This window comes from Mycetohabitans endofungorum, assembly GCF_002927045.1.
GTDB classification, from domain to species: domain Bacteria; phylum Pseudomonadota; class Gammaproteobacteria; order Burkholderiales; family Burkholderiaceae; genus Mycetohabitans; species Mycetohabitans endofungorum.
Genome location: NZ_PRDW01000013.1, coordinates 22,889 through 49,757, shown reverse-complemented (window position 1 = coordinate 49,757; position 26,869 = coordinate 22,889). Strand labels below are relative to the sequence as shown.

The 26,869-nt window shown below is 62.0% G+C and carries 27 protein-coding genes, 1 tRNA gene and 5 pseudogenes; 13 read left to right on the top strand and 20 right to left on the bottom strand.

Features of this window, described 5'->3' with window-relative positions; translation table 11 throughout:
* Window positions 1-224 precede the first annotated feature (224 nt).
* A tRNA-Pro gene (locus B0O95_RS12630) sits at window positions 225-301 on the bottom strand.
* A 6-nt stretch (window positions 302-307) separates the two neighbouring features.
* Here B0O95_RS12630 and B0O95_RS16655 point away from each other — a divergent pair.
* Together B0O95_RS16655 and B0O95_RS12620 are read left to right on the top strand one after the other, a co-directional pair.
* Complete coding sequence (locus tag B0O95_RS16655) at window positions 308-568, top strand: hypothetical protein (RefSeq protein WP_233203349.1); 261 nt, start codon at window positions 308-310, stop codon at window positions 566-568.
* Window positions 569-888: 320 nt separating this feature from the next.
* On the top strand, window positions 889-2,001 hold the full coding sequence (locus B0O95_RS12620) for a porin (RefSeq protein WP_104078191.1): 1,113 nt from the start codon (window positions 889-891) through the stop codon (window positions 1,999-2,001).
* A gap of 123 nt (window positions 2,002-2,124) precedes the next feature.
* Here the strand turns inward: B0O95_RS12620 and B0O95_RS12615 are convergent, their stop codons facing one another.
* The 3 genes from B0O95_RS12615 to B0O95_RS12605 all read right to left on the bottom strand — a co-directional run bounded on the left by B0O95_RS12615 (window position 2,125) and on the right by B0O95_RS12605 (window position 5,876).
* The gene (locus B0O95_RS12615) at window positions 2,125-4,050 is read right to left on the bottom strand and encodes a PAS domain-containing hybrid sensor histidine kinase/response regulator (RefSeq protein WP_233203350.1); all 1,926 of its coding nucleotides are present in this window, start codon (window positions 4,048-4,050) and stop codon (window positions 2,125-2,127) included.
* An 83-nt stretch (window positions 4,051-4,133) separates the two neighbouring features.
* Complete coding sequence (locus tag B0O95_RS12610; RefSeq protein WP_104078189.1) at window positions 4,134-5,450, bottom strand: cation:proton antiporter; 1,317 nt, start codon at window positions 5,448-5,450, stop codon at window positions 4,134-4,136.
* A 45-nt stretch (window positions 5,451-5,495) separates the two neighbouring features.
* On the bottom strand, window positions 5,496-5,876 hold the full coding sequence (locus tag B0O95_RS12605) for a DUF3175 domain-containing protein (RefSeq protein WP_104078188.1): 381 nt from the start codon (window positions 5,874-5,876) through the stop codon (window positions 5,496-5,498).
* 263 nt (window positions 5,877-6,139) lie between these two features.
* Between B0O95_RS12605 and B0O95_RS12600 the strand changes: the two genes are divergently transcribed.
* The 4 genes and pseudogenes from B0O95_RS12600 (at window position 6,140) to B0O95_RS12585 (ending at window position 9,240) form a co-directional block, all read left to right on the top strand.
* Window positions 6,140-6,382 (top strand): hypothetical protein, encoded by a 243-nt coding sequence (locus B0O95_RS12600; RefSeq protein ID WP_146064072.1) that lies wholly within the window; start codon window positions 6,140-6,142, stop codon window positions 6,380-6,382.
* A 47-nt stretch (window positions 6,383-6,429) separates the two neighbouring features.
* Window positions 6,430-6,591 carry a DUF1328 domain-containing protein gene (locus B0O95_RS12595; protein WP_076785108.1) on the top strand — a complete coding sequence of 54 codons (162 nt, stop codon included), beginning with the start codon at window positions 6,430-6,432 and terminating at the stop codon, window positions 6,589-6,591.
* 52 nt (window positions 6,592-6,643) lie between these two features.
* Window positions 6,644-7,537, top strand: a pseudogene (ligD, locus tag B0O95_RS12590) (non-homologous end-joining DNA ligase); the annotation flags it as partial.
* A gap of 224 nt (window positions 7,538-7,761) precedes the next feature.
* On the top strand, window positions 7,762-9,240 hold the full coding sequence (locus tag B0O95_RS12585) for an RNA polymerase factor sigma-54 (protein WP_104078186.1): 1,479 nt from the start codon (window positions 7,762-7,764) through the stop codon (window positions 9,238-9,240).
* A gap of 79 nt (window positions 9,241-9,319) precedes the next feature.
* Here the strand turns inward: B0O95_RS12585 and B0O95_RS12580 are convergent, their stop codons facing one another.
* The 3 genes and pseudogenes from B0O95_RS12580 to B0O95_RS16650 form a co-directional block, all read right to left on the bottom strand.
* Window positions 9,320-10,105, bottom strand: a complete 786-nt coding sequence (locus tag B0O95_RS12580; protein ID WP_104078185.1) for an ABC transporter substrate-binding protein — start codon at window positions 10,103-10,105, stop codon at window positions 9,320-9,322.
* A 347-nt stretch (window positions 10,106-10,452) separates the two neighbouring features.
* Complete coding sequence (locus B0O95_RS12575) at window positions 10,453-11,454, bottom strand: 2-dehydropantoate 2-reductase (protein WP_104078184.1); 1,002 nt, start codon at window positions 11,452-11,454, stop codon at window positions 10,453-10,455.
* A gap of 83 nt (window positions 11,455-11,537) precedes the next feature.
* Window positions 11,538-11,714, bottom strand: a pseudogene (locus B0O95_RS16650) (class II aldolase/adducin family protein); the annotation flags it as partial.
* Window positions 11,715-11,975: 261 nt separating this feature from the next.
* Here B0O95_RS16650 and B0O95_RS12565 point away from each other — a divergent pair.
* Window positions 11,976-12,428 carry a MarR family winged helix-turn-helix transcriptional regulator gene (locus tag B0O95_RS12565; protein ID WP_233203348.1) on the top strand — a complete coding sequence of 151 codons (453 nt, stop codon included), beginning with the start codon at window positions 11,976-11,978 and terminating at the stop codon, window positions 12,426-12,428.
* Between the two features lie 383 nt (window positions 12,429-12,811).
* Complete coding sequence (locus B0O95_RS12560; protein ID WP_233203347.1) at window positions 12,812-13,897, top strand: chitosanase; 1,086 nt, start codon at window positions 12,812-12,814, stop codon at window positions 13,895-13,897.
* Between the two features lie 85 nt (window positions 13,898-13,982).
* On the opposite strand, the pseudogene B0O95_RS17290 reads toward B0O95_RS12560, so the two are convergent.
* Window positions 13,983-14,093 (bottom strand): annotated as a pseudogene (locus tag B0O95_RS17290) (3-oxoacyl-ACP reductase); the annotation flags it as partial.
* A 115-nt stretch (window positions 14,094-14,208) separates the two neighbouring features.
* Window positions 14,209-14,550, bottom strand: a complete 342-nt coding sequence (locus tag B0O95_RS12550; protein WP_104078181.1) for an FKBP-type peptidyl-prolyl cis-trans isomerase — start codon at window positions 14,548-14,550, stop codon at window positions 14,209-14,211.
* Between the two features lie 228 nt (window positions 14,551-14,778).
* Between B0O95_RS12550 and B0O95_RS12545 the strand changes: the two genes are divergently transcribed.
* Window positions 14,779-15,561 carry a sensor histidine kinase gene (locus tag B0O95_RS12545; protein WP_104078180.1) on the top strand — a complete coding sequence of 261 codons (783 nt, stop codon included), beginning with the start codon at window positions 14,779-14,781 and terminating at the stop codon, window positions 15,559-15,561.
* 85 nt (window positions 15,562-15,646) lie between these two features.
* On the opposite strand, the gene B0O95_RS16160 is transcribed toward B0O95_RS12545, so the two are convergent.
* The gene (locus B0O95_RS16160; RefSeq protein WP_199180513.1) at window positions 15,647-15,904 is read right to left on the bottom strand and encodes a hypothetical protein; all 258 of its coding nucleotides are present in this window, start codon (window positions 15,902-15,904) and stop codon (window positions 15,647-15,649) included.
* A 122-nt stretch (window positions 15,905-16,026) separates the two neighbouring features.
* Here B0O95_RS16160 and B0O95_RS12540 point away from each other — a divergent pair, with 122 nt between their 5' ends.
* Window positions 16,027-16,773 (top strand): metallophosphoesterase, encoded by a 747-nt coding sequence (locus B0O95_RS12540; RefSeq protein WP_104078179.1) that lies wholly within the window; start codon window positions 16,027-16,029, stop codon window positions 16,771-16,773.
* Here the strand turns inward: B0O95_RS12540 and B0O95_RS12535 are convergent.
* From B0O95_RS12535 to B0O95_RS12495, 8 genes are all read right to left on the bottom strand, one after another.
* Window positions 16,770-17,465 carry an RES family NAD+ phosphorylase gene (locus tag B0O95_RS12535; RefSeq protein ID WP_104078231.1) on the bottom strand — a complete coding sequence of 232 codons (696 nt, stop codon included), beginning with the start codon at window positions 17,463-17,465 and terminating at the stop codon, window positions 16,770-16,772. The two genes, B0O95_RS12540 and B0O95_RS12535, sit on opposite strands and share 4 nt — an antisense overlap.
* Window positions 17,466-17,536: 71 nt before the next feature.
* A complete protein-coding gene (locus tag B0O95_RS12530; RefSeq protein WP_076785101.1) occupies window positions 17,537-17,974 on the bottom strand; it encodes an MbcA/ParS/Xre antitoxin family protein in 438 nt (145 codons plus the stop codon).
* 219 nt (window positions 17,975-18,193) lie between these two features.
* On the bottom strand, window positions 18,194-18,988 hold the full coding sequence (locus B0O95_RS12525; protein WP_104078178.1) for an SDR family NAD(P)-dependent oxidoreductase: 795 nt from the start codon (window positions 18,986-18,988) through the stop codon (window positions 18,194-18,196).
* 263 nt (window positions 18,989-19,251) lie between these two features.
* Window positions 19,252-19,704, bottom strand: a complete 453-nt coding sequence (locus B0O95_RS12520; RefSeq protein ID WP_104078177.1) for an HU family DNA-binding protein — start codon at window positions 19,702-19,704, stop codon at window positions 19,252-19,254.
* A 481-nt stretch (window positions 19,705-20,185) separates the two neighbouring features.
* Window positions 20,186-20,881, bottom strand: coding sequence for a phosphatase PAP2 family protein (locus B0O95_RS12510; protein WP_104078175.1), 696 nt, complete (start codon window positions 20,879-20,881; stop codon window positions 20,186-20,188).
* Window positions 20,882-21,029: 148 nt separating this feature from the next.
* Window positions 21,030-22,286 carry an MFS transporter gene (locus B0O95_RS12505; RefSeq protein WP_104078174.1) on the bottom strand — a complete coding sequence of 419 codons (1,257 nt, stop codon included), beginning with the start codon at window positions 22,284-22,286 and terminating at the stop codon, window positions 21,030-21,032.
* Between the two features lie 292 nt (window positions 22,287-22,578).
* Window positions 22,579-22,767 (bottom strand): NAD-dependent epimerase/dehydratase family protein, encoded by a 189-nt coding sequence (locus B0O95_RS15900; protein WP_104078173.1) that lies wholly within the window; start codon window positions 22,765-22,767, stop codon window positions 22,579-22,581.
* Window positions 22,768-22,881: 114 nt separating this feature from the next.
* Window positions 22,882-23,076, bottom strand: coding sequence for a heavy-metal-associated domain-containing protein (locus tag B0O95_RS12495; protein WP_104078172.1), 195 nt, complete (start codon window positions 23,074-23,076; stop codon window positions 22,882-22,884).
* A 144-nt stretch (window positions 23,077-23,220) separates the two neighbouring features.
* On the opposite strand from B0O95_RS12495, the pseudogene cueR reads away from it, so the two are divergent.
* Window positions 23,221-23,613 (top strand): annotated as a pseudogene (cueR, locus tag B0O95_RS12490) (Cu(I)-responsive transcriptional regulator); the annotation flags it as partial.
* Between the two features lie 443 nt (window positions 23,614-24,056).
* Complete coding sequence (locus B0O95_RS12485) at window positions 24,057-24,206, top strand: DUF3563 family protein (RefSeq protein ID WP_076785094.1); 150 nt, start codon at window positions 24,057-24,059, stop codon at window positions 24,204-24,206.
* 465 nt (window positions 24,207-24,671) lie between these two features.
* Here B0O95_RS12485 and B0O95_RS12480 read toward each other — a convergent pair whose 3' ends face one another.
* Both B0O95_RS12480 and B0O95_RS17285 read right to left on the bottom strand, forming a co-directional pair.
* Window positions 24,672-25,517, bottom strand: coding sequence for a 23S rRNA (adenine(2030)-N(6))-methyltransferase RlmJ (locus B0O95_RS12480; protein ID WP_104078170.1), 846 nt, complete (start codon window positions 25,515-25,517; stop codon window positions 24,672-24,674).
* Window positions 25,518-25,611: 94 nt separating this feature from the next.
* Window positions 25,612-25,839, bottom strand: a pseudogene (locus B0O95_RS17285) (aldo/keto reductase); the annotation flags it as partial.
* Window positions 25,840-25,936: 97 nt separating this feature from the next.
* Between B0O95_RS17285 and B0O95_RS12470 the strand changes: the two are divergent.
* Window positions 25,937-26,734, top strand: a complete 798-nt coding sequence (locus B0O95_RS12470; protein ID WP_104078169.1) for a 3-hydroxybutyrate dehydrogenase — start codon at window positions 25,937-25,939, stop codon at window positions 26,732-26,734.
* Window positions 26,735-26,869: the final 135 nt, after the last annotated feature.

Sequence of the window (26,869 nt, the reverse complement as noted above, 5' to 3'; positions counted from 1 at the left end):
TAAATGCGGCGGATATCCTCGGGAACGCCGATGCGAAAGCGAAAATGAAAGGCCGAGCCCCTGCGATAGACTTTGGCGAGGTTGACAAGCGTGAGTGATGACATCTCCGCGTGCTCACACGGCAGATTGGCATACTCCAGGGACACAGCGTAAACGGAAAAGCCCGGAAATCCTTATCAGCATTGGCTTTCCAATACTGAAGCAGGTTTCCGGGCTTTGATTCCTGGTCGGGGCGAGAGGATTTGAACCTCCGACCACCTGCACCCCATGCAGGTACGCTACCAGGCTGCGCTACGCCCCGAAAGCGATGAAGTATAGCAGAGATGTGCACGATTGCGAACCGCATCCGGCTGACCGATGCGCAGTGTCGTCGGATGCATTGATCCGCTACGCGCATTGGGCGGTCGGGATACCGGATTTCGTCGCGCAACACCAGCATCCGTCGGGCGAAGGCGAACAGCCCTGCGCCGTCCTGGGGCGGCACGCCGCCGTGGGGCTTGCGTACGAACAGCGCGTCTTGCCGAGCGATACCTCCAGAGCCTTCAGCTCGATTAACGACGGTCTGTAGCGTCAGGCTTGGCTATGTGGGCAGTGTGGCTTGCATGGCCGGTTGGTTTGGCGCGCCAGTGGACTGGCGCAATAGTGGACTGGTGGCGTGATGGGACTGTTGGACCGGTGGGCGGCCGGCGCAGCGAGTGTGGGGGACTTGCAGCCCGCATGGCGGGAGCGGGGCTGTATCGGTTTCGGTCACGGCAACAGGTGCGAAGCATTAGAGCGTGTGGCGCACTTGCCGTCATGGCGGTCCGAACGGCGGGGCTATAGTCGCAACTGCGGCCATCCCTACCAATCGACTATCGCAGATTTCCTCTTTGCAAGGGATCCCTACCCATGTCTGTCAAACAAAGTCGGCGCCTGGTCGACAGGCGCCTTTATGTAATCGTGCTGGCTGCTTGCATAACCCAAGCGCACGCACAGAGCAGTGTAACGCTGTACGGTGAATTGGACACTAGCGTCGCATGGTTGAGCAATGTCGCCGACCATGCGCAGTACAAGGCGACCAGTGGCTTGATCGACGGCAGCTATTGGGGCGTGCAAGGCTCGGAAGACCTCGGTGGCGGAAACAAAGCGGTGTTCCGGCTCGAACGCGGCTTCGCGGTGACCAACGGGCAATCACTGAATGACCATCCGTATTACGTCGGTTTAGGCAACGAGCGATACGGCACGATCACGCTAGGTCACCAGTACGATGCAGTTCATGACTATTTTGCACCCTTCACGCTGACGGGCGAGGCGGGAGGCACTGCGTTCGCCCATCCGTTCGACAATGATAACGCGAACAACTCGTACCTCGCGCGCAATTCGATCAAATACACTAGTGCCCAATTCGCGGGTTTCAGCGCGGGCGGCATGTATGCGTTCTCGAACGCGGCGGGACAATTCGCAAATAACCGCGCGTACAGCGTTGGGGCGAACTACCAAAACGGCCCGTTCAATGCGGGCGCCGCATACCTTCACGTGGACGGCCGTGGCAGGACGGCAGCCGGCGCATACGATATTGCGGCGCTGCCCGGCTCGAACCGCGACGTGTTCAACGCCACCGTCGGCGTGCAGAATACCTACGGCGTCGGCGCGAACTATGCGCTGGGAGACCTGACGCTGGGTGCCGCGTGGTCCCGTGCGACCTATACGGGTGTCGCGGATGCCGACACGGGCGCTAGTGTCCGTTCGATCGGATTGAGTAACTACGAGGTCAATGGCGTATATCAACTCATGCCCACGTTGACGCTGGCCGGCCTATATACGTACACGAAGGCGTCCGATGCTCACTGGCACCAGGGTGCCGTGCAACTCGATTATGCACTTTCCAAGCGTACCGACACCTACGTGGAGGCAATTTACCAGCGAGCATCGGCCGGCGTGCCAGCCATGATCAATACCGCCGATCCCGCATCTGGTGGGAGCCAGCTATTGATCGCCGCAGGCGTTCGCCATCGTTTCTAATTTACCAGCATCACTCGTCAGTCGCCCAGTTGATCTGATGCGCCGATGTACAGACGTGCTGAGCGCTGGGCGCTCAGCACCGAGCACCGAAGCACGGTGCGCGGTACATTGAGACGCGAGGCGTCAGCGTTGCACGGAGTCCTTGCCGGCTTGCCGCATGCTGTGCTCGAGCAGCTTGTCCAATTGGGTCGGTTCGATCGGCTTGACCAAGTGCGCGTCGAAACCGCTGGCCAACGATCGAGCCCGGTCTCCCGGCTGGCCGAAGCCGGACATCGCAACAAGCGTCGAGCCGGACAGGTCCACGCTCGAACGCAGTACGCCCGCCAAGCCGAACCCGTCGACATTGGGCATGGCCAGGTCAGTCAGCACGAGATCCGGCAGAAACACGCGGGCGATCTCGATCGCGTGCGCGCCGTCGTAGGCTACGCGAGCCATGTGGCCCTTGAGTTCGAGCAGGATGGCGAGGCTGTCGGCGGAATCGCGATTGTCATCCACGACGAGCACCCGTAGGGGTATCGACGGCGTAGACATGACGACGCTGGACGATGCCGGCGGATCCGCGAGTGCCTGATGCCGGGCGATCGGCAAACGTATCGTGAACGTGCTGCCGCAGCCGAGCCCATCACTGGACGCGTCGATCATTCCGCCGTGAAGTTCGATCAGCGAACGGCACAGCGTTAGACCAATCCCCAGGCCAGTATCGGTTGGATTCTGTGCGTGGTTTTCTTGCACGAACAGGTTGAAGATCGACTTCAGCCCCTGCTGCGAGATGCCCCGACCCTGGTCGATCACACGCAGTAAGATCATGCGCTTTTCGATGGTGACCTCGATGCTGATCCGGGCGCCGCTGGGCGAGAACTTGGAGGCGTTGTCCAGCAAGTTCTGCACCGCCTGGACCAATCGCGTCATGTCGCCACGGACCCAGGCCGGCCGGTGCGGCAATTGCACATGCAAAGTCTGCCAACGCTCGTCGATGAAGGGGCGGGCCGCTTCCACGCTACGGGCGACGACTTCTGCCATGTCGACGCAGGCCAGACGCAGCTCCAGCTTGCCGGTGGTGATCCGCCCGATGTCCAGCAAATCGTCGACAAGCCGCGTCAAATGGCTGACCTGCCGATCGATCACGTCGCGGCAATGGCGCATCGTCGCATCGACGTTCGGGACCAGCTGCATGACGCTGACTGCATTACGCACGGGGGCGAGCGGATTGCGCAATTCATGTGCAAGCATCGCGAGAAACTCGCTCATGCGGCGGCTGGACAGCTCTAGTTCCTCCAGGCGCTTGCGCTCGGTCATATCGCGCGTCACCATGGTGAAGCCGAGCAGTGTGCCGGCGGCGTCGCGTACCGCCGTGATCACGACATTAGCCCAAAACAGTGTGCCGTCCTTGCGCACGCGCCATGCATTGTCTTCGACACGCTCTGTGTTCGCCGCGGCTTGCAACTGCCGCTCGGGCATGCCGTCGGTGTCATCGTCGTCGCGATAGAAGATAGACATATGGCGACCAATAACCTCTTCTGAACGATACCCGTTGATCTGCATGGCACCGGCGTTCCAGCTCGCCACGCGGCCTTGCGGATCCAGCATGACGATCGCGTAGTCCTTGACCGATTCAACCATCAGTCTGAATCGTTCTTCACTCTGGCGAAGCTTATCCTCCTCCGCACGTTGCTCGGACAAGTCGCGGGTGACTTTCGCGAAGCCGCACAGTTCGCCCGATGGCGCGCGCAGCGCTGTGATCACGACATTGGCCCAGAATCTCGATCCGTCCTGACGGACGCGCCACCCCTCATCCTCAACACGGCCGAACTCGGTGGCATGCTGCAATTCATACTCGGGCTTGCCATCCGCGATGTCCGCCGGACTGTAGAACACCGAAAAGTGGCGCCCGATGATTTCATCGGCACGGTATCCCTTAATGTACTGAGCACCGGTATTCCAACTCGCGACATGGCCTTGTGGGTCAAGCATGAAAATCGCGTAGTCCTTGATGTTCTGGACCATCATTTCGAAAGTGGCGGGATCATGCAGCACGGCTCGCCCTGGCATCGTGGTCACCCTTGTTTCCACAGGTTGGCTAGCAGCACTGGAGGTCTGTCTTGCATAGCGGTATGAATTCCCAATTTGGCGCTTTATTGATGAGCCTGTCGCCATTGCTGATACCAGTTCATCAACGGCGTAGCGGAAATGCCGTGGACCACAACCGATGCGGTGACGGTGAACAATACAATGGATACGATTGTCGTGCTGGCCTGTACACCGTGCTCGACCGCGCAGGCGGTGTAGTAGAACGAACCGATTCCACGGATGCCAAACCAGCTCATCAGGCGACGCTGCGCCGGTGATGCGCGGGAGCCGGCCAGCGAAATGCCCACTGCGAGTGGGCGAACAAGCAGGAACAGCGCGGCCGCCACCATCGCATTGCGCGGGCTGAACAACGTCGTCGGCAAGGTGGTCAGTACATTGCCGATGACGATCATTGTGGCCATTTCCGCGATCCTTTCCAGCTCGATTGTGAAGCCGAGAATGGACTCGGCCATGTAGGCGTGAGCCTTGTCTGGATGTGCTGCGGTAGCCTGAACATCCTGCGGGTTGAGTGTGCCGATCGCCGCTTGCGCCGTGCGCTCGCCACTGGCGCGATGCTCGACGCGGCGCATCGCGACACCGGCGGCAAATACTGCAAGGAATCCGTAGGTATGGGCAAGCTCTGCGGCGCCGTACGACAACCCGACCAGCCCGAGGGCAAAAAAGCCCTCCAGGTCCAGTGCCTGTGCATGCCGTGTACGCAGCCATGTCACTACGTGGGTCGTTGCCCATCCGAGGGCGGCACCGATGCCGATTGCACCGATGCAGCCCCAGAGCGCATGAGCAACGAAGACCGGGGACAGCGCCGCGGTGACCGACCTATCCGGTTGGGTGCACAATGCAATGCCTAGGAGCACGAACGGCATGGTCGCTCCGTCGTTCAATCCGCCTTCGCCGGACAGCGCAAAACGCATCCGGTCTTGATCGCGTGAGTCTTTTACCTGAACGTCGTGGGCCAGCACGGGATCGGTCGGAGCCAGAATGGCGGCTATCAACAGTGCGGGACCGACTGGCAGGTCGAGTACTACCACGCCGAACGCAGTCAGTAACGGTATCGTGACTAGCATCGCCAGCACGCCGAGCCTTAGCGGCAAGCCCCAAAGCGGATCGGCCAGCGGCACCCGCAACCGTAAGCCAATGGCGAACAGTGACACGAGCAGGGCCACTTCGGTCAGCATTCGCAGCAAATGTGCGTCGCGAAAAATATCTAGTGCGAGCATTCCGGCCCCGGGCGTGCCGAGCGCAGCGCCTATTGCCAGATACAGCATCGCGCTGCTGCAAGGCAGGCGCTTGAGCATCGAACCGGCGATGCCCATCACGACGAAGACGCCGCCCACGATGAGGAACCAGGTTGTTTCACGCATGATGCATAAGCACGCTCTGTCGGATAGACGCTCGGGCGCGCATCGTCACGATCCCCGGCGGCGGCCGAATGTGTGCCGCAATGCCTGCTTGGACCGTTCCAGGACCTGGCGGCGCGACGCAGGTAAGTGCTTTCCGGCGCGGTTGATGTAGAAATTCAGCATCGACATGGCCGATTGGAACGGTGTGCCGCGACGCCGCGTGCTGCGCATCGACGAGCGCTTAAGCGATTCAGCGATTTGCTGCGCCGTGCCCTGCGTGAAGATGTCCGACTCCAGGTCCAATGCGTGGCTGTGCTGAGTCACGTCACGTGACCAGCGCTTTGCACGGTTACCGCGATGGGTGGCGCGCGCTGTCGCGTGACGCTGGCGCGGCGGGCGGCCATTACGGTGCCGCGTAGACGGATGGGAACAGGTGCTGCTTGTCATGGCGACCTCTCGGTATGCGACAACGCGCTCTCGCAAGGTTCATGCCCATGTGCCACCGACTTGGCTGTCCCGGATTAGGGGCAGCAAACCAGCCAGGCATGATTGATGCAACGCTGAAAGAGGCTAGGACACCGGGTCCGCCACGGCCGGCGGTATGACTCACACTGCCTAAACTCGGGGTACGCCATGTCACGGATGGCGTCACTGAGGGACATACAGGCGATCCGCGCAAGCTTGTCGCCGAGCGGTTCGTGCAAGGTGCGGTGACTGTCGGTTACGGCGCCGACTGGCAAACGGTCGCCGAGTTGTTCAACGACGCGTTTGAGCAGAACCTAGTGGCGGCACGAGTGGTGGTCGAAAGCTACTGTGAGATCGTCGGGTACATTGGGCATGGCGACATCTGGGCGTGCCATGGGAGCGGCGTTGGCCATGCACGAAAGATAGGCGTCCCATTGTCTAACGGGTTCCATCTGCTTGTGCGACTGGCACGCGCGCAAGAGGTCTAGTCATGTGCCGATGGCCGTTGTCGGCCTTTGATCTGGGGGAGAAAGCCATGCTTCGTTACGCTGTTATTTTTTTCATCATTGCCATCATTGCCGCCGTGTTCGGCTTTGGCGGGATCGCTACGGGCGCAGCTGAAATCGCGAAAATACTGTTTTTCATCTTCCTCGTGATTTTTTTGGCGACGTTGTTGCTTGGCCTGATCAGGCGATGACCCCTACTGTATGAAAGTGAAAGACTTCGAGCAACGTAACCTGCGAGAGACGGTGGCGGGTGTGCGGATTTCGCATCCCAATCGGGTGATGGATCCGCACACTGGTACTCGCAAAATTGACCTGGTTCGCTATTTCGAATGGGTGGCCCCGGTGTTGCTGCCTCATCTGCGCGCACGGCCCGTTGGGTTATTGCGCGCGCCGGGCGGGATCGATGCGGAGTTGTTCTTCCAAAGGCATAGCGACCGGCTTGCGATACCGCATGTCACGCAGCACGAAGGTCTGGACCCCGGACACAAGCCACTGATTACCATCGACGATGCGGCGGCGCTGGTGGGGGCCGCCCAGATGGACGCGATCGAACTCCATACATGGAACGCACAGATCCCTGCCATCGAACATCCCGACCGGCTCGTCTTTGATCTCGATCCCGACCCAGCGTTGCCGTGGCGCGCTATGCTCGAGGCCGCCGAACGTTTGCGCACTGTGTTGGTTGACCTTGGCTTGCGGTGCTGGTGCAAGACCAGCGGCGGAAAGGGATTGCACGTAGTCGTTCCGTTGGACTCACACGTCGGTTGGGACGACGCCAAGGCGTTCTCGCAGCGCGTTGCCCGCCATATGGCCACCGTCTGGCCAGAGCAGTTTGGCGCGAAAATGGGCGAGCAGAACCGCTGTGGCAAGATCTTCATCGATTACCTGCGCAATAGCCGCGGTGCAACCACGATCGCCGCCTACGCGCCGCGCGCCCGCCCAGGGGTTGCTGTGTCGATGCCGCTCACGTGGGACGAGGTGCCTCGTACGAGCAGCGCGGTGCAATGGACGTTGCACAACATCGCCGAGCGGCTCGACCGATTAGGCGCGGACCCTTGGGCCGACTATTGGAAGACGCGCCAGCGCGTCACAGCGGCGATGCTTGAGCGCTTGGAGCCGGGCGGCGAGGGCGCCTGAGCACACTGAGCTGGCCCGGCATCCGACGGTGAATGTCTTCCCGAAGCGTTGTAAAAAGGGCACGGGCAGGCGTAGCTACCGCGCGCCGGGATCGGCATGTGCTCGCTGCATAGTGGGTCATCACGCAGCTGGTACGGGTGTTGCTTGTCAATGCAACAGCGGTCCACGTCGCATTGTGCGTGCGCGGTCGCGCTTGTTATTCAAAATCGAAGGATTACCGAAAAATGCCCCAACTACTGGAACAACGCATGCGACAGTCGCTGGCATTGACGCCGCGACTGCAGCAGTCGGTACGCCTTTTGCAGCTGTCTTCCGTCGAGTTCCAGCAAGAACTGCGCGCGGCGCTGGACTCCAATCCTTTTCTCGAGGACGACTCGTTGAGCGGAGCCGAAGACGCCGCACCGGATACGCTGGCCAGCGCCGACTGTGATAGTGAGGACGGTGCGTTGCCGTCCTGCGCTGAACCCATCACCAGCGGCGCGGAGGCCGCCGGTGTGGTTGCGGAGACACCCTATTCGGATACGGTCACAACGGATTTCGCTGGCGATCCGTATGATCACGGCCCAATTCGCGAACACAGTGGCGCGGACAACAGTGACCCGACCGCCTGGGTACGTACTCAGCCGTCGCTGCGCGAGCAATTGCAGGGCACGTTGTGTCTGTATCGCCTCGATGAGCGCGACCGGGAGCTGGCTCAATTGGTGATCGAGGCGCTGGATGACGATGGTTACCTGCGACAATCGCTGTCGGAATTGGCTGCGCTCGCCGAGCTTGGCACGCCACCCACGGACCAAGAGCTGTTGGTTGCGTTACGCTTTGTGCAATCGTTGGACAAGCCTGGTATCGGTGCCCGCTCATTGTCCGAGTGCCTGCTGTTGCAGTTGAACGCGATGCCGGATGACACGCCACGGCGCGACATTGCGCGTGAGATCATCTCGCATCACTTGGAGCGGCTGGCGCGTCGCGAACTCGGTGAATTGCAGAAGCATATTGGTTGCAGCACGCGCGCGTTGCACGAGGCCTGTGCGCTCATCCGCAAGCTTGATCCGAAGCCCGGCAATGCATATGGACGGCCTGAGGACAACTATGTCGTGCCGGACGTGATCGTGCGGCAGGTTCGGGACAAGTTCGTCGTCACCGTGAATCCCGCAGTGCTACCGCGCGCTCGGATCAACCGGATGTACGCGGATTTGTTTGCGCAAGCATCGGGCACTAACCGTTCGCCGCTGGGGCAGCAATTGCAGGAAGCGCGCTGGCTGTTGCGTAACGCGCAACAGCGCTTCGATACGATCCAGCGGGTCGCCGAATGCATCGTGGCCCACCAAAAGGCGTTCTTCCTGTACGGTGAAATCGCACTAAAGCCGTTCGTGCTGCGCGACGTCGCGGACGAGCTTGGCCTGCACGAGTCGACGATCTCGCGCGCCACGGGCAACAAATACATGGCGACGCCGCGCGGCATATTCGAGTTCAAGCATTTCTTCCCTCGTGAGCTGTGCACCCAGAGCGGCGGAACGTGTTCCGCGGCGGCCGTGCGGGCATTGCTTAAGGAAATGATCGATGCCGAGGATGCGCACGAGCCATTGTCCGACGTCACGCTTGCGCGGATGCTAACGCAGCAGGGCATCCAGGTGGCCCGGCGTACCGTGACTAAGTACCGGCAGCAAATGAAGGTGCCGCCGGCAGAGTTGCGCCGGCAGATGTAAAGTCGTCGTTGGCGGTCTGTGCAGCGCGGCGCTTGGAGCGGGCGTGGCCCCGCATCAACGTGGCCGCGCACCGCGTTGCTCAGCCCCCGTATATATCGAAATCGAAGTACTTCTGCTCAAGCTTTTTGTACGTACCATCGTTGAGCATGTCGGCGATGGCCTTGTTGATTTTCACCTTCAGGTCGGTGTCTTCCTTGCGCAGGCCGATGCCCGCACCAATACCCAGGGTTTTTTCGTCTTGCAGGCCGGGGCCGACGAATGCGTATCCTTTGCCGCGCGGCGTCTTAAGAAAGCCGACGTCGGCTTGTACCGTATCCTGCAGCGCCGCGTCAAGGCGGCCGGCGAGCAAGTCGGCATAGACCTGGTCCTGACTTTGGTAGGGAACGACTTGGACGCCCTTGGGTGCCCAGTACGTCTTTGCATATGTTTCTTGAATGGTGCCTTGTTCGACGCCCACGCGCTTACCTTTGAGCGATTCCGGCGTCGGCTGGATGCTCGAACCGACCTTGGCTACCAACCGCGTCGGCGTGTTGAACAGCTTGGTCGAGAACGCGACCCGCTCGGCGCGCTGCGGCGTCATCGTCATTGAGGACAGCACGCCGTCGAACTTACGCGCCCTGAGTGCGGGAATCATGCCGTCGAAGTCATTCTCGACCCATACGCACTTGGCGTGCAAGCGACGGCAGATCTCGTTGCCCAGATCGATGTCAAAGCCGACCAGCTTGCCGTTCGCGGCCTTCGATTCGAAAGGCGGATAGCTCGCGTCGACGCCGAAGCGGATAGTGGACCAGTCCTTGGCGTAAGCGCTGGCGGATACGCTGAAGGCGACAACCGCGACAGACACAGCGGCAAATAGTTTTTTCACTTTTAGTTCCCTTTGAGTCTTGGTGGGTTGTGGATTCTCAAGCATCCCTCCTGTGAGAGGAACGTCTCGGCGGGTGCATCACGCACGAACCGGTGAGCCGCGCGTGCTGCTTCTGCGCCGCGCAGAGTAGCAGTCTAGAAACGCCGCGTCGAGAGGGCGGCGCTCAAGTATTATTATAGGGATAGGCTTGTCGGATCTTGACCGTTGAAAGGCCGTGCGTTGGGCTGGATGACGGGGGACAATAGGGCGGGCAAGCCACTTGTCAGGCGCCCCGCTGTGCCGTCGGCGACTACGTTACGCAGCAGTGCTTGGACGCTGGCCGCCGATGCGATCAATTAAACCTGCTGCTAACCGACAGCGCCGCCAGCGTAGAGCCTCGTGCTGCGGCCCTTCAATCGTATCAGGCCAAGCAGCATGTCCAGGTATGGCGTCGGCACGCCGCTCATTCGGGCAAGCTCATACGGCGCACTGACGATCCCATCGATTTCCATCGGCCTGCCGGCTTCGGCATCCTGCAACATCGATGTCTTGAATGCACCGAGTTGGCGCGTTTGAGCATTGCGTTGCTCGACACTCATGCCCATGTCCAACCCCAGCTTCGCACCGATGGCTTGCGCTTCCCGCATCACTTCGGCAACCAGGCGTGCTGTGAGCGGATCGTCCAAGATTACGTCGGCGGTTGAACCGGTGAGCACGCTGATCGGGTTCATCGTCATGTTGCCCCACAGCTTCGCCCAAATCTCATGTTGGATCGAAGAGGCGAGCGACACGTCGAAACGGGCGTCTTGCAGCAGTCGGACAATCTCATGCTGGACCGCGTCGCCGGTGTCGTGCGGTGCCCGAGCGATCAGCAGATTCCCCTTGTTGCGCACGATCACGCCGGGTTCGCGCACCGATGCGGCCAGGTGCACGACCAGGCCATCGGCCTGCGCCACGGGCAGCGCCGCGGACACGACGCCGCCAGGGTCCACCGATTCGAGCCGCCGATCGGCGCACGCGCCACCGAATTGATGCAGGAACCACCACGGCACGCCGTTCATGACTGACACGATCCGCGTGTGTGGGCCGATCAATGGTGCCAGCGATGCTGCCGCATCGACCAGCGCATGGCCTTTCAGGCACACGAACACGATGTCTTGGGCGCCGAGCAGGGTGGGATCGTCTGTGGCGTGCGCGTGCACGATCGTGGACTCGCCATCCTCGATCAGCGTCAGTCCGCGTGAGCGAATCGCCTCGAGTTGCGCGCCGCGGGCCAGCACTTTGACCGGAACGCCGCTCTGCGCAAGCCTGCCGGCCAGCAGGCCGCCGACCGCGCCAGCGCCCACAATGGTGATATTCCTGGGCATCATCAGGTTACGTCTTATAGGATGGATCGATGCGTTCGATGCGGCGGATCAACGCGGCCAGCATATCCTCGCCGGCGCCGGTGTCCGCGAAGCGTGATGTGGTTGAAGATCAGTTCGGTCCAGCCGAGCAGGTGGAAGACCCGATAGGTGGCGGCGAGCTGCACGCGGGCGTGCCATTCGTCAGCGGCGCACCAGGACGGAGGCACCGTGTGCTGCGGTGTGGCCCTGTTCGCCTCCTTGTGGCTGGCACGGTCGTGCCGGATCAAGCATCGGTGACTATCGTAACGGCTTATCGATGTACGCGCAACCAATATGATGCGTGCGCACACATATTATAGGTTGGCGGGTTGATGGAGAAGTTGACGCAGAGCGCTGGCAGAGGGGGGTGATGGAGCAAATTGGTGGATCAGATTGGCAGAGGGTATTGCCGAAAAGTTTAATCAGGCAGCGTAAGCAGAGCGCCGAGGTAGCAATGGTATGCTGGATGCTCGTTTCGCCATCAATTGTCAATGTCCCGATCGTCCATGCGTACCCGACGTCCTGCTCCGAGCCCGATCGATCAGCTTTTCACCTACCGGCTGCATTGGCTCAAAAAGCTGACCGACAAGGCAATGAACGACGCATTCGTTGCCCGCTTGGGGTTGCCCCTGACCGAGGCGCGCGTGCTGCTCAGCGTCGGCTCGTTCGGTCCGTTGTCGGTATCGGATCTCGGGCGCGCGTCGAACCTGGATCGCAGCCAGGCGAGCCGCGCCACCGACGTGCTCGGCAAGAAGGGTTTGCTGACTAAAGAAGCGGACGAGGAAGACGGCCGTGGCGTGCGCATCACGCTTACGGCAAAAGGAGCCTTGTTGTTTCGCAAGGCCGCATCGATTTTCCGCGAACGCAACGATGCAATTCTCGCGGTGTTGTCCGAGGCTGAACGCGCGGCGCTGGCCCAGGCACTGGACAAGATTCTCGCGAGCGTGTTGCAAGCATAGCGTGTGGCATGGGCATCCGGGTTGGCACATATCTGGGACGCCAATGCCGCGTTCCCGCTGGGATGGATTGCCGCGATGATCGCATAAACGCCGTCCTTAGTATTGGAATGTTTGTTCGATCCATTTTAGGGTTTTTCCGCGTAAATTAGATAGACAGGTCTGCCTATTATCGGTTTGTTGTGACTCCGATGGACTACCCTTGGGCTTGCCCGCGCCGGTATCCGTCGTGGAGGATGGGATCGCGAAAATGGCGGACCTGGTTCGTGCAAGTGGCCGCGCGCTTCGGCCCTGGCGCGCCGCGGGTCCCGCTTTGCTTTACGGTATCGGCTATTCGTCGCCGGCGCGCTTGTAATTTTCAACGCATAAATAATATGGAGTCTGTCTTGAACCATTCGATTTCGAAGACGTTGACACGCATGTCTTGGGCTGTTGCCATGAGCCTTGGCCTGTTGACCGTCTCCGGCGTGGCACGCGCCGACGATGCGCAGCCGAACAGCGAACCCTGCGACGCGCCTTGGGACGCCAAGACGATCTACCAGGGCGGTGAGGTGGTCAGTTACGCCGGGCGAAACTACACTGCGGCCTATTGGACGCAGGGCAACGCGCCGGACCTGAATAGTGGCGACGGCAATACTGGCCAGCCGTGGCGTGTCGGGCAAACTTGTAACGTGGTTGCCAACGTGGCCAGCGGCAATCCGGACGCCAATTTCTCCCCTGCGACCCTGCAATTCTTGAAGAAGAACACGGGCTTGGACGGCGAGCAGTGGAACAACATCATGAAGTTGATCAACAAGCCGGAGCAGGACTCGCTGCAATGGACAAAGTACTATGGGTACTGTCAGAACATCCACGATGGTCGTGGCTATACGATCGGGATTTTTGGCGCGACTACGGGCGGTTCGAACGATACCGGACCTGACGGTCCCGAGCTGTTCAAGACGTTCGATGCGCTCAGCGGTGCCAAGATTCCGTCTGCGGAAGGCGGACTTGCCCGCATTGGCGCGCATGGCAAGATGTCCGGCTCAATCTTGAAGATCTCGGACAGCAGCAAGATCTTTTGCAGCAAAGTTGGTGCGCAACAGAATAACCCGACGTGGCGCGAGGCGATGTGGCGCACGTTCTACAACGTGGACATCCAATACAGTGTGCAACAGGCTCGTCAGCGCGGCTTTAACAGCGCGCTGACGATCGGCTCGTTCGTCGACACGGCGTTGAACCAGGGGGCGGACGGCGGCGGGGACTCGCTGAAGGCGCTGCTCGCGCGCTCCGGCGATAGCCCGAACGAGAAGACCTTCATGACGCGGTTCTATGCCGAACGGGCTAAGGTCGTCGACACGCACGACTACAATACGTCGCCCAACGGGAAGAACCGGGTCAAGCAATGGAGCAAGCTAATGGACCAAGGCGAGATGAACTTGAAGAATGCCGACGCGGCGATCGTCAAGGTCACGAACTGGCAATTGCGCTAGCCGTCGAGTGCCAAGGGGCCGTGAGCCGCGGTCGATGACGGCATCTGGGTCGCCAGGCTGTCAGTCGCGGCCGATGTATGGCAGGCCGATCGATGTATGGCAACTTGATCGCCATCACGGTCATGAACTGCACGTTCGCGTCCAGCGGCAAGACGGCTATGTAGAGCGCCGCGCTGGCGACGTGCGACACGTCTATCGCACACGCAATGTCGTGCGCGCGCTACGACACGGTGGACGAGGACGCCGGCGCGACGGCGGCCATGGCATGCACCATCAAGGGGATCCGCTTAGCCGGCGGAGGTGGCAGGGGCTCAGACGCTGAGCAATTCCACTTCAAACACGAGCGTTGCATTCGGCGGGATGACACCGCCTGCACCGCGTGCGCCATAGCCCAATTGCGGCGGAATCGTCAGCCGGCGTACGCCGCCCACACGCATTCCCTGTACGCCTTCGTCCCAACCTCGGATGACCATGCCGGCGCCCAACGCGAACGAAAACGGCTGGTTGCGGTCCTTGCTGGAATCGAACTTCTGTCCGTCGGTAAGCCAGCCGGTATAGTGCACGCTGACCGTCTGGCCTGCTTGAACCTGCGCGCCGGCGCCTTCGATCAAATCATCGTATTGCAGCCCGGAGGCGGTCGTTACAGTGGCCATGGCGGGATTCCTTGAGTTAAAAACTGACATCGTAGCGCAAACGGCCGGGCACCGGCGGGATCGAGCCTTGCTAGAAGGGTGAGCTTTGCTGAGGTCCGGCTCCCGCCTGACCAGCAGCGCGAGCCGGATCCTTCCCCGGCGCGGATCGTGACAGCGCCGGCGCGATGCCTATAATACCCGTCACGGCTTGGCGTTCCGGTCCGTGCTTTGCCAAACGGAGAAATTGTATTGAGTCGCTCTATTCCTGCATCGGGTAACTTCGACGGTGAGCCCGACGATGCGTTGGTCGCCCGCGCGGCCTACCTGCAGACCGTTGCCGCCTTGTTTGCGCGCGATCGCGTGTTGTCGGTGGCGTCGCATGACTTGCGCAGTCCGCTCAACGGCATTCACAGTTGGATCTACGTCCTGGAGAGCAAGGTGGGGCAGGCCGAGCCCACCATTGCGCGGGCATTGGCCGGCTTGCGCACGGGCGTGGAGCAGCAGGTACGCATTATCGAGGATGTCATCGACGCTACCCGCGAGCAAAGCAAGGCGCTGCCGCTAGACAAGACGATGCTCGACGTCGAACGTGTCGTCGCACACGTTGTGCAGTGCCTGGATGCGACTTTCGCGCGCGAACGCGCCACGGCGATCGAGGTGCGCTGGCCGCCGTCACGTATCTCGATTGTGGCGGACGGCGCGCGCATTGCGCAGGCGCTGTGGGCGGCGTTGGCGTATGCCGTGGACGCGTCGCGCCCTGGCGGGACGGTTAGCATGGAAAACGTCTTTGAGGACGGTGTATGGCGGTCGGTCATCCGGTTCCAACCGTCCGATGCGCTGACCAACCCGGACTTGCCCCATGCGTTCGAACCATTCTTGCGCGGGACGACACCGGTGCAGGGCGCCGACGGGATGCCGCTCGCGCTGTCCGTCACGCAGCGCGTCGTGCTGGCGCACGGCGGCAAATCGAGCGCGGCGAGCGGGACCGATGGTTTCACCTCGATCGCGCTGACGCTGCCCGAGCGCGGATGAGCAAGCCGCCGGCTTGCGCGCTGCGGTGCGCGTCGGCCAGCAGCCAACTAGCGTCTGTGGTACAGCATCGCCTCGGCCGCGGCGCCTAGCCGTCGGCTTGTCCGCTGGCAACAGCGCGACGCTGCGGCGTATTGAGCTTGGACCAACTACGCCACGCGGCCAGCCATTCGTCGGTCAACTCGGACAGCACGGCCAGCCTGGCGCACGTCCTCGCCGCGCTTGTGGTCGTGGGTGGGCGGTGCTCAGCAGCGAATTGGGAAAATGCTGCGCCTGTGAGTGTGCCGATGGCGATGGCCAGCAGCAACTGGGGTGGAACGGCAGCAGGTGAGGAAGTGGTTTCCAACTCATCGCGATGTCGTTCCAACGGTTGAGGTGGCGCGTGATGCCGTGCAGCCGGGCTGCCGGCGTCCGATACGTTACACCAGACGCATACGGAGACGGCGCGACGGGGCTATCATCGACATCATGAACGATGCTGCTTACCGTTTTGTCGCGTTTCATCCGTGGAATGACACAGGGCGCGATTTCGTCGTCGGTGACCTGCACGGCTGCACCGATGCGCTGCGCTATCTGCTAGCGCAAGTGAGGTTCCATGCAGCGCACGACCGTCTGTTTTCGGTCGGAGACTTGGTCGATCGCGGCGACCATCCCGTCGAGGCGCTCGCGTTGTTGAAGATGCCATGGTTCTTCGCGGTCCAGGGCAATCACGAGGAAGTGATGTGCGACGTGGCCGACGGCGTGTTGCCACAGACGGCCTGGGACCCGATAGGCGGTGCGTGGGCACGCGCGCTGCCGGCCGGGATGCTGGGCCACTACGCGGCGCGCGTTAGGCGCTTGCCGCTGGCGCGTGTCGTAGGCGCCGGCGCGCGGCGCTTCAACGTGCTGCATGCCGAGTTCTTCGGCGACGACCTCACACTGGATGCCGCGCAATTCGACGAGCGCACGCGCGCGCGCCTGCTGTGGGGGCGGCAGTTGATCGCGGGCGGAGGCGACCCGCGCGTGCAGCGGGGACTGTCGCATACTTACTGCGGGCATACGCCGGTGCCCGAGGTCCGCACGGTCGGCGCGCAGACGTTCGTCGATACGGGCGCGTTCTTGCCGCATGGTGCGCTGTCGATAGTGGACGTGCATAGCGGCCGCATCCATGCGATCTCGACTCGCGAGGCGCTACGGCGGGGCGCCGCGTCGTTGGACTGGCCAACGCACGGTTAGCCGACCTGGGTCAATTCGAACACGACGTCGATGCGGCTGCCGTTCCAGTTGTATTCCAGGTAGGCGGCATGGTGGCATTGCCGCAGCAGCGTGGTCCGAAACGCCGCCAGGCACTCGCCATGCGGGTCGCGCACGGAAGGATACGCGATGCCCGCGTGGCCTGCATGGCGGGCGGCTGTACCGAGCGCCTGGCCGAACGTGTAATCGTGCGGATGCAGGATGGTCGGCGCGAGGGTATCTCGTTGGTCACGCAGATCCAGCACGTTGCCTTGCGCGATAACGGTGTAGAGCCGCATGGGCTGACGCATCGGCGGCTCATGCGTCGCCGACAGGAACAACGCGGTGTGATAGCGGGTTTCGGCGATCGCAGTACGTGCGTCGCGTGCGCAATAGAACACGCCGAATGTACCCGGCGAGAAGCGACTGCCAGCGGGATTCAGATGGGTAAGCGCCGCCATGATTGGACCGTAGCCTGGACCGAAGCGGCGTTCCTCGGGCGGCACCAGGTCGATTTCGCCGACTTCGGTGCGCAGGCGATCGTTGGTGATCGCCTCGAGCGCGTACAGCGTGTCGAAGTCGCTGGCCGATGCGACGCGATCGAATAGGGTGATCGCCGGCAAGCGTGTCGGCACGACACGGTAGGCAGGCTGCCATTGGACCTTGGCGATGGGCCAGCAGCCCGGGTCGCGCAGTGCCGCAAGTGACGGCTCGCGGACCCCGCCTTGGATGTTGCTGGAAGGCTGGGCAGTGCTGTGCTCGTCGTTCAAGCCCAACCTCCGCGCATCGCGTCAAGATATTGCCGCACGGCGACCAGGTCGCTGAGATTGCCTGCCAGCATCCGGTCCAGCGCGCGTTTGCCGTTGAACGGTGGCGCACTGTTGGGTCGCTTCACCCAGCCGTCGGCGGCATCCGGCTGCGGCAGCAGGATCTGCAGCGCCTTGTAAATGCCGAGCAAATGCGAGAGTCGCTCGAGCGTATCGCGTGACAGCCGTGCCGCATCGGGCGCGGCTTTCCACTTGAAAAACGTCGAGCGCCCCGGGGAGCCCAACAGCACGAGTTGTTCATCAACCGACAGTTGCCAGTCGTGGGCAATGTTGAAGAATGCGCGCAGTCCAGCGGCGGACATTTCGGCCAGTGTTGGCTGGCGGGCAGGTGGTATTGGTGCGGCGGCTCCTTCAGCGATTCGGATCGGGCGGCTCATCGGGTACCTCATCTATACATGAACTATAAATCTAATATAGTCCAGATAAAGATTCTTACAAGTCGGCCAAACGGCTAATTTGCTTTTCCAGCGCTCCGCGCTCGGTTTGACGCGCGAACAGCAGGTGATCTGCCAGCCACACTGCGATCAACGAAAGCGCGGGATGGGGGCGCGGCCATTAACATGTGTTGTGGCCGCCGTACCGCGCGCCGGTCGCGATTATGCGATCGTATCGACCACACCACCGTCCACACGCAATGCGGCACCGGTTGTGGCGCTGGCTTGTGGCGAGCACACGTACACGACCATGTTTGCGACTTCCTCGGGCGTGGCTGCACGACGTAGGATCGAGCTGCCGCGATGGGTCACGACGAATTCGTCAGCGACTTGCTCGACGCTTTTACCTTGTTCAAGCGCCGGTTGTTCGACCATCGTGCGAAAGCCCGCCGACAGCGTTGGCCCCGGTAGTACGGAATTGACCGTGACGCCGCTGCCGGCTGCGTATTTCGCGATGCCGCGCGCGATCGACAACTGCGCGGTCTTGGATAAGCCGTACGCAAGCATGTCTGGTGGGATGTTGAGCGCCGATTCCGATGAGATGAACACCACGCGTCCCCAGCGGCGCTCCATCATGCTTTTCAAGTAGCTGCGTGTCAGCCGCACGCCGGACATTACGTTCGCTTCGAAATAGCGGTGCCAATCCTCATCGGGCGTCGAGAAGATGTCGCCGGGCCCGAACACGCCGAGGTTGTTCACCAAGATGTCGACGTCGGGGAACGCGGCGCTGAACGCATCGCAACCGTGCGCATGCGACAGGTCCGCGGCGAAGCCGCGCAGCGCGGCGTCCGGCACGGCCGCGCGGATCGTGCGCAATGCGTTGTCCACGGAATCCTGCTTGCGGCCGTTGACGATCGTGAGCGCGCCGGCTGCGGCCAATCCTGTTGCGATCGCGAGTCCAATGCCAGCGGTCGAGCCGCTGACGGCGGCGGTTTTTCCTGACAGATCGATTTTCATCGCGAATGCTCCACTTGTTGAAAGTGAAAGGAAGTCGTCAGGGAGCATCGTAGCGGAAGTTTGCCGGGCCGGCTTGGCGCGCTGACCGGCACGATGCCGTGCGTGTCGTTATGCGCTCAATCGTAGCGTATGCGTCGCCGGCATGAGAATCCGGTGGGGGTGTCACGCCACAAAAAAATGCCGCAACTCGGGGCACATTCCCCGGTTGCGGCACCCGCTCCATGTACGCGCCACGCGACGGGCGCGGCATGTGCGTTGCGTGCTTACGCTGCAGCGTCCTTGAGCTTCTTCAGCGCACGTGCCTTGATGCGAATCGTGGCCGGCTTTGCATCGAACCACCGTTCCTCGCCGGTAAACGGATCCTTGCCGAAACGGCGCTTCTTGGCCGGCACGGCTTGCACCGTGATTTTCAGCAGGCCGGGCAGCGTGAATTCGCCCGCCCCCCTCTTGTGCACGGCGCCGAGGACCGTCTGCTCCAGCGCGGCGAGCACGGCCTTGGCGGCTTTGGGCTCGACTTGTGCGCGTTCGGCGATATGGGCGCTGAGGCTGGCCTTCGTGAAAGTCTCCTTGATCGGTGCAGCGACGCCGTTGGCGACAGCCGCCTTTTTCGCCGGGGCTTTCTTTGCAAGGGCCTTCTTGGCAGGGGCCTTCGTCGCAGCGGCTTTTTTCGCTACAGGTTTTGCAGAGGTTTTCGTCGTTGGTTTTTTCGTGGCCATCGTATTGAAATGCCCAGTAGTTGAGAACCCTCGCCGGAGCCGCGTGTTACGCGTTCATCCGACGAGTGGCCTATTCTACGTTGGCTGATGGGCTTCTCGCTAGCTACGTTCCTTTAAGTGCAACATCGTTGACGTCTTTTGGCTCGGTGCGCATGCGGCGATGAGGCATGCGTACCCGCATGCTGCACGCTTAGAATCGGGATATTCCTTTATCCATCTAAGAGGGGACGGTCCCGACGGCGCGTCGGTCCGTCCGCGAGCGGCATGTACAGCGTATCCGAGTCAAGCGGTTCCGGTACGCGCTCGGCACCGGCAATGACGCGGTGATCGCGTTGCAGCTGGCTGCACGCATGCAACGCGGGTTCATCCGCGACTATGCGGCGGCGAGACAGTCGATCAATGCTGCCGCGGACCCGCAATTGTCCCGATTGGAATGGCCGAAGCCGGCTAGGCTAAGGCGGCTCGCAGCGCGAAAGCATCGCTATGAGCGCGGCCGCATGTCGATCGGCTGCACGTCGAGCGCCTGGCCCAGTATCGGCGGCCGGTAGGCTTTCCAGCGTACTCGCACGAATGGCCGCTCGTGGCCGGACAGGTACAGTGCAATCCGTGTGACCCACCGGTGAGTCGGTGCATGATAGCTGTGCAGTGATACGGCGAGCCCGAACAGGCTCGCGGCCACGACCCAGCGCGATACACGCGCGGCTGGGTTCGGCTCGCGCGTCGCCGCCCATGCGATCCAGCCCAGCGACACAGCCGCGCCAAGCGCGCAGCCGGCAACCACTTCGGACACCGAATGTGCATCTAGCGCGACCCGCGATACGCCGATCCCGGCACCCGAGACGAGTCCCGCGGCTAGCACTGCCAGTCGTAGCATGACCGGTGCGCCGCGCGTGCTCAGGAACGCTGCGGCCGGCAGTACCGCGGTCGCCAGCATCGAATGGCCGCTAATGCCGGTGAAATCCAGTGAGCGTATGCCAATGCCCCAGCCGAGGAAGGCCACCTTGGTGACCAGCACGAGCGCGATACCGGCAGCGAGAAAGCCGGACCACGCGAGCGCGCTGCGCCAGGTATGGCTCACGACGAGCCACAGCGCGATGGCCGCGGCGACGGGCAGCATGGCGCCCGCTCCGCCGAACGCAGTAATGAGGGCCCAGGTGGTCGGCGCAAGGTCTGGCATGGTGGGGACAATGACGCGAAATCGACAAGGGAAGGATTGTGGTATGGCACAAGTATAACTGCGCGCATGGCGTGCCTTGGCCACGACATTCGGCAGGGCGCCGACAGCGTTCGCGAAACAGCGGTATGGCGGCCGCGGCAAGCGCGGATCATGCCGACTGGCCGGCGCGTGGGCGTTCTAGGTTCGGCAGCAGGATGGTGACGATGCCGATCAACGGCAGGAATGCACACACGTGGTAGACGAACCGCACGCTGGTGGTATCGGCCAGCCAGCCGAGCACGGCGGCGCCCACGCCGCCCATGCCGAACGCAAAGCCGAAGAACAGGCCGGCGATCATGCCCACCTTGCCGGGGATCAGCTCCTGCGCATACACGAGGATCGCGGAGAAGGCCGACGCGATTACCACGCCGATGATGGCCAGCAGCACACTGGACCAGAATAGGTTGGCGTACGGCAGCGCCAATGTGAAGGGGGCGACGCCGAGAATCGATGCCCATATGACATACTTGCGACCGATCCGGTCACCGATGGGTCCGCCGATCACCGTGCCGGCGGCGACTGACGCGAGGAAGATGAACAAATGAACCTGTGCCGATTGCACCGACAGGTGGAATTTGTCGATCATGTAAAAGGTAAGGTAACTGTTGATGCTGGCCAAGTAGAAGTATTTCGAGAATATCAACAGCATCAGCACACCGATGGCGGTGGCGATGCGCGAGCGCGCCAACGCCACGCGGGCCGTGCTGGAGCGGGACTTCTTCGTAGACGGATGGCTACGGTACCAGCGTCCGACATTGAACAGGATCACGATGCCGACCAGCGCCGCGAGCGAGAACCAGGCGATGCTCGGCTGCCCGTGCGGGATCACGATCCAAGCGGCCAGCAACGGTCCGAGCGAGGTGCCGAAGTTGCCGCCGACCTGAAACAGAGACTGCGCGAGTCCGTGACGGCCGCCAGAGGCCATGCGCGCGACGCGCGAGGACTCGGGATGGAACACCGACGAGCCGCAACCGACTAGCGATGCGGCCAGCAACAGCATCGGGAAAGTGCCGGCCACGGACATTAGGAGCAATCCACACAATGTGAAACCCATGCCGATGGGCAGCGAGAACGGTTTCGGGTGCTTGTCGGTGTACAGGCCCACGAGCGGCTGCAGCAGCGAGGCAGTGACCTGATAGGTTAGCGTGATCAGCCCAATCTGGCCAAAGCTTAATTGGAAGTTGGCCTTGAGCATCGGATAGATTGCCAGGATCAACGACTGAATCATATCGTTGAGCAGGTGCGAGACGCTGATTGCGCCGAGCACCGGAAACACGGTTGCGCCGGCCTGCGTGGCGGCGGCGCTAAGTGTGGCGCCGCCGGAAATTTCTGCGGTGGCCGCGGTCTGCTTGTCGAGCGTGGACATCGATTTTCTCGTTTGTGGGTCGAGGGCTGAGGTAGCCGATGCGGGCGTACCATCATGGTGCGACGTTGAGTTTAATTTGGCTTAAACACGCTGTCAGGACAATTATCATCGAGAATCTGTCAAGCTCGCCGGGCCGCCTCGGCGCTGCGCGCACCCGTGACCAAAAAGCCACTGGCTCGCTCGAGATGCCCAATATTCAGGTGCGATACCTGGCGCCGAGCGCACCGATCCTCGCCAGTGCCCCGACGTTGATCGCACGCGCCATATCCGGATGGCGTTCGCAGACGTCAGGTCACCGTTCGGCGGCGCAGACCACCACGGCATCGGGCCGGTGCGCCGCGAAAAAATGCTCGAGTGCGCCGGTGTCTAGGATGTCCAGCGCCATCATCTCGGCCGTTTCCGCCGCTGGTGCCCTGGCCGCGCCATGGGCGGCGGGGCCGTGCACCGATCGAGCCGACGCCAGGTCGCGAGGGTGTTCCACTCCAGTTGGCCTGCGAATTCGGCGGCAAGCGCCCGGCCAAGCAGATCGGATGCACCGATGATGGCCACTTTGGCACCGCCGCGCGGCACAACAGGCTGACTCATCCTGCCTCGCTTATTCATTCACTGTATAGCCGGCATCCTCGATCGCCGCTTTCAGCGCGGCGCGGGGTTGGGTACTGTCGACCGTCACTTGGCCTCGTTCGAGGTGGACATCGACTCGGGCATGCACATCGAGCGCGTGGAGCGACTCGGTAACCGCTTTGACACAATGCTGGCAGTTCATGCCGGATATATTGAATTCGATCATGCGGGGCTCCTGTCAATAAAGCGCAAATTAATCAAATTAATCTAAATCAAAACCAAATTAATCCACATCAAGCGTATACTTTCCCATTGTGGCAAGGTGTAGCATTTTTTACTGTATCGAACCGCACGCGGTGCATCGACAATCATGAACATAGGCCAGGCCGCGCGCGCGTCAGGCGTCAGCGCAAAGATGATCCGCTATTACGAGAGCATTGGGCTCGTGACGCCGCGCAGCCGCACCGATGCTGGCTATCGCGTGTATGGCGACAAGGAGGTTCACGCGCTGCGGTTCGTGCGCCATGCGAGGCGGCTGGGCTTTTCGGTCGTCGATATCCGGCGACTACTGGCGTTGTGGGACGATCGCGAGCGAGCCAGCGCACAGGTCAAGTCAATCGCGCTGGATCACGTCGCCGAACTCGAGCAGCGCATCGCGGAGCTGTCGGCGATGCGTGACACACTGGCGCACCTGGCCGTGCATTGCCATGGCGATGCGCGGCCGGATTGCCCGATCATCGAACATCTGGCGTTGGCCGACAGCGGCCCATGTGCGCATTATGTATCGCCACCGCCCGACGCGGGCGCGGTCCGCGGCCGTCGTACGGCACGCGGGCAACGTGTTGAGGCCGCGCTCACTGACGCAGCAGCATTACCCCAAAGCGGGAGTTTGCGTTCGCGAGGCTGAACACCTATTGCCCAGCGCTTTTGTACGGCGAGTCGATCAGCGTGGCCGCGCCGCTCCATTGCATGCCCAGCATGCCCAGCTGACGACGGGCCGTGCAACGCGCTTTTTCACCGCAGTGCATGGCAGGGCAGACGGATCCGGCGGTTCACGCTGAATGGGCATGCCAAACGGGCATGCTCATTATTTGTGCAATTCTCTGGACTTTTTAGAGGCGGATTTCTATACTCGGGTTAACCCGATTAGGGGAAATCCCTGACGTCATTTCGGCGGGACGTCTCCCCGCTTCCTGGAGAATTGTGATGCTGACCTATCTGATGATGGCCTTGTCGAACTGGTTCGAGAACGCCGAACGTCGCCGTCGCGAGGCTTATTTGGCGCAGTCGGCTGATATTTTCGAACTCGAGCGGCGCATTCGCGCGCTGGAACACAACGGTTACCGCTCGTTCTAATCTACGCTGCGCGGCAGGGGGGGCCGCCGAGTCGGGCTAGGATTGGCCTGATATTTGGTAGTGAAACGGGCGGGGACGCCTGCACCGAAGCCGGTACGGGCCACATACCGCGGCCCTGATATTTTACGCGACCCAAGCTCGTCGCCGACGAATCCTTCCCTGTCCGACTTGCCGTCGAACGGCGCGCAATGCGACATTCCGCCGCCGCGCGCGGCCGGCGGCGTTCATCCGCTGCCGTCTCATCCCTCCCGAATGGGGCCGTCGATGGCGTCCGGCCTGCTGAAACTGACGAGGCTGTCAACCGCCGGGCTCTAGTGCGCGGCGGGGCGGTGACGGGAGACCGCGCTGCCGTCCGCATTCAAGCGAAACGATGTCCCATTGGCCTGGGACAACTTCGCATTGATTATACCGGTGCCGCAATGCACCGTGCGGTTTGCCGCTCCGCACCGCGTTAGTCCCCCGTTTTCAGTCGCCGCCCACCTCCAGTACGAAGCGGGCTTGCCGGTCGACGCCCAGTGCGTCGACGAGCCAGGGCAAGGTTTCGTGCAGCGCCGCAGTCAGCGTATACGGTGGATTGAGCACGAACATGCCGCTGCCGTACAGTCCCAGACCGTCTTTCGGCACCGTGCCGACGCTCAGTGCCACATGCAGCCAACGGTCTTGCCGCAAGCGCTTGAGTTGGGCGGGAAAGCGCTGCGCTTCGGGCCGTGTGACCTGCGGGTACCAGATCGCATAGACGCCCGTCGCAAAGCGCTTTAGGCACTCTTGGACGCAACCCAGTGTGCGTGCATAGTCGCGCTTGTCCTCGTAGGAAGGATCGATCAGTGTCAGGGCACGCCGCGGTGGAGGCGGCAGCAATGCCTTGATTGCCTCGAAACCGTCGCCGCCGGCGATGATCGCGCGCCGCCCGGCATCGCGAAAATTGCTGCGCAGCACGTCGATCTCTGTCGTATGCATCTCGAACAGCCGCATCCGGTCCTGCTCGCGCAGCGTCTGCCAAGCGAGATAGGGGGAGCCGGGGTAGAAACGGAGTTCGCCATCCGGATTCAATGCACGTACGGCATCCACGTAATCGGCCAGCGGCGCCGGTAGATCGGTGCGTTCCCACAGCCGCGCAATACCTGTTTCGAATTCGAGTCGCTTCTGCGCGTAACCTTCGTGCAGCGCGTACGCACCGGCGCCCGCGTGCGTGTCGATATACCAGAACGCCTTGTCCTTCTGCGCAAGATAGCGCAGAAGGTGCACGACGACGCAATGCTTGAGTACGTCGGCATGATTGCCGGCGTGAAAGGCGTGACGGTAACTGAGCATGATGCTGGATAGGCGGGCGCGGAAAGCCCGATATTCTACGCCTGTGAGTCGGGTGCATTGCATCGCCGGGACGCGAGCGCGACACCTGTCGCTGGTGCGCGGTACCCACAATGTGCTCGATGCCGCAGAAGAATTTCGTCGATACGATATAGCTGGCACGCGGCCAGTGAAGCGCACGCAGTGCCTCGCCCATGAGCTGCTCGGAGTGGCCGCCCGCGTACACCTGGGCATTATCGAAAAAGTTCACACCAGCGTCGCGCGCGCGAGCCTGACGGCTATCGCATTGCAGCACGAGCCCCGGTTCCAGGCACAATAGCGCAATTCATTCGCCGCGCGGTGTCAGGCCGGGCCTAGGCATCTGGTCGCCGGTCGCGATAACGCGTCACGTTAACGTTACCCACTGGCTAGGAGAAAAATCGATGTCGACTTTGAATACGAATCTGAGCAGCAAGACAGCCATCGTCACCGGTGCGGCAAGCGGGATCGGACGCGAGATCGCCCGTGTCTACGCGCAAGCCGGCGCCGCGGTCGGCATCGCCGATCTGAACCTCGAAGGTGCGCAGGCGGTCGCACGGGAGATCACCGTGCAAGGCGGCCGGGCGCTCGGCGTTGCGATGGACGTGACGGACGAGCATGCGGTCAATGCCGGCATCGACCAGGTTGCCGAGGCGTTCGGCTCGATGGACATCTTGGTGTCCAATGCCGGCATCCAGATTGTCAATCCGATCGAAAGCTATGCGTACTCGGACTGGAAGAAGATGCAGGCGATTCACGTCGATGGTGCGTTTCTGACCACCAAGGCGGCGCTCAAATACATGTACGCCGGCGATCGCGGGGGCGTCGTGATCTATATGGGCTCAGTGCATTCACACGAGGCGTCGCCGCTGAAATCGGCGTATGTGGCCGCCAAGCACGCACTGCTTGGCCTGGCGCGTGTGCTCGCGAAGGAAGGGGCCGCGCATCACGTGCGCTCGCACGTGATCTGTCCAGGATTCGTGCGCACGCCGCTGGTGGACAAGCAGATTCCGGAGCAGGCCAAGGAACTGGGCATCAGCGAGGAAGAGGTGGTTAAGCGCATGATGCTTGGCGCCACCGTGGACGGCGAGTTCACCACCGCTGACGACGTCGCGCAACTGGCGCTGTTTCTGGCCGCGTATCCGAGTGCAGCGCTCACTGGCCAATCGTTCCTCGTCTCGCACGGTTGGTCAATGAAGTAGCCTGTCATGAACCCCCGACCCATCCGAGCGATAGGCCCGTGCTCGCGCCACCGCCGCCGTACGAGATGGTGGCATTGGTGTTGCAGGCGGCGGTGCGCTCGGCGCGATGGCACAGCGGGCGCCGCGCCATCGCTC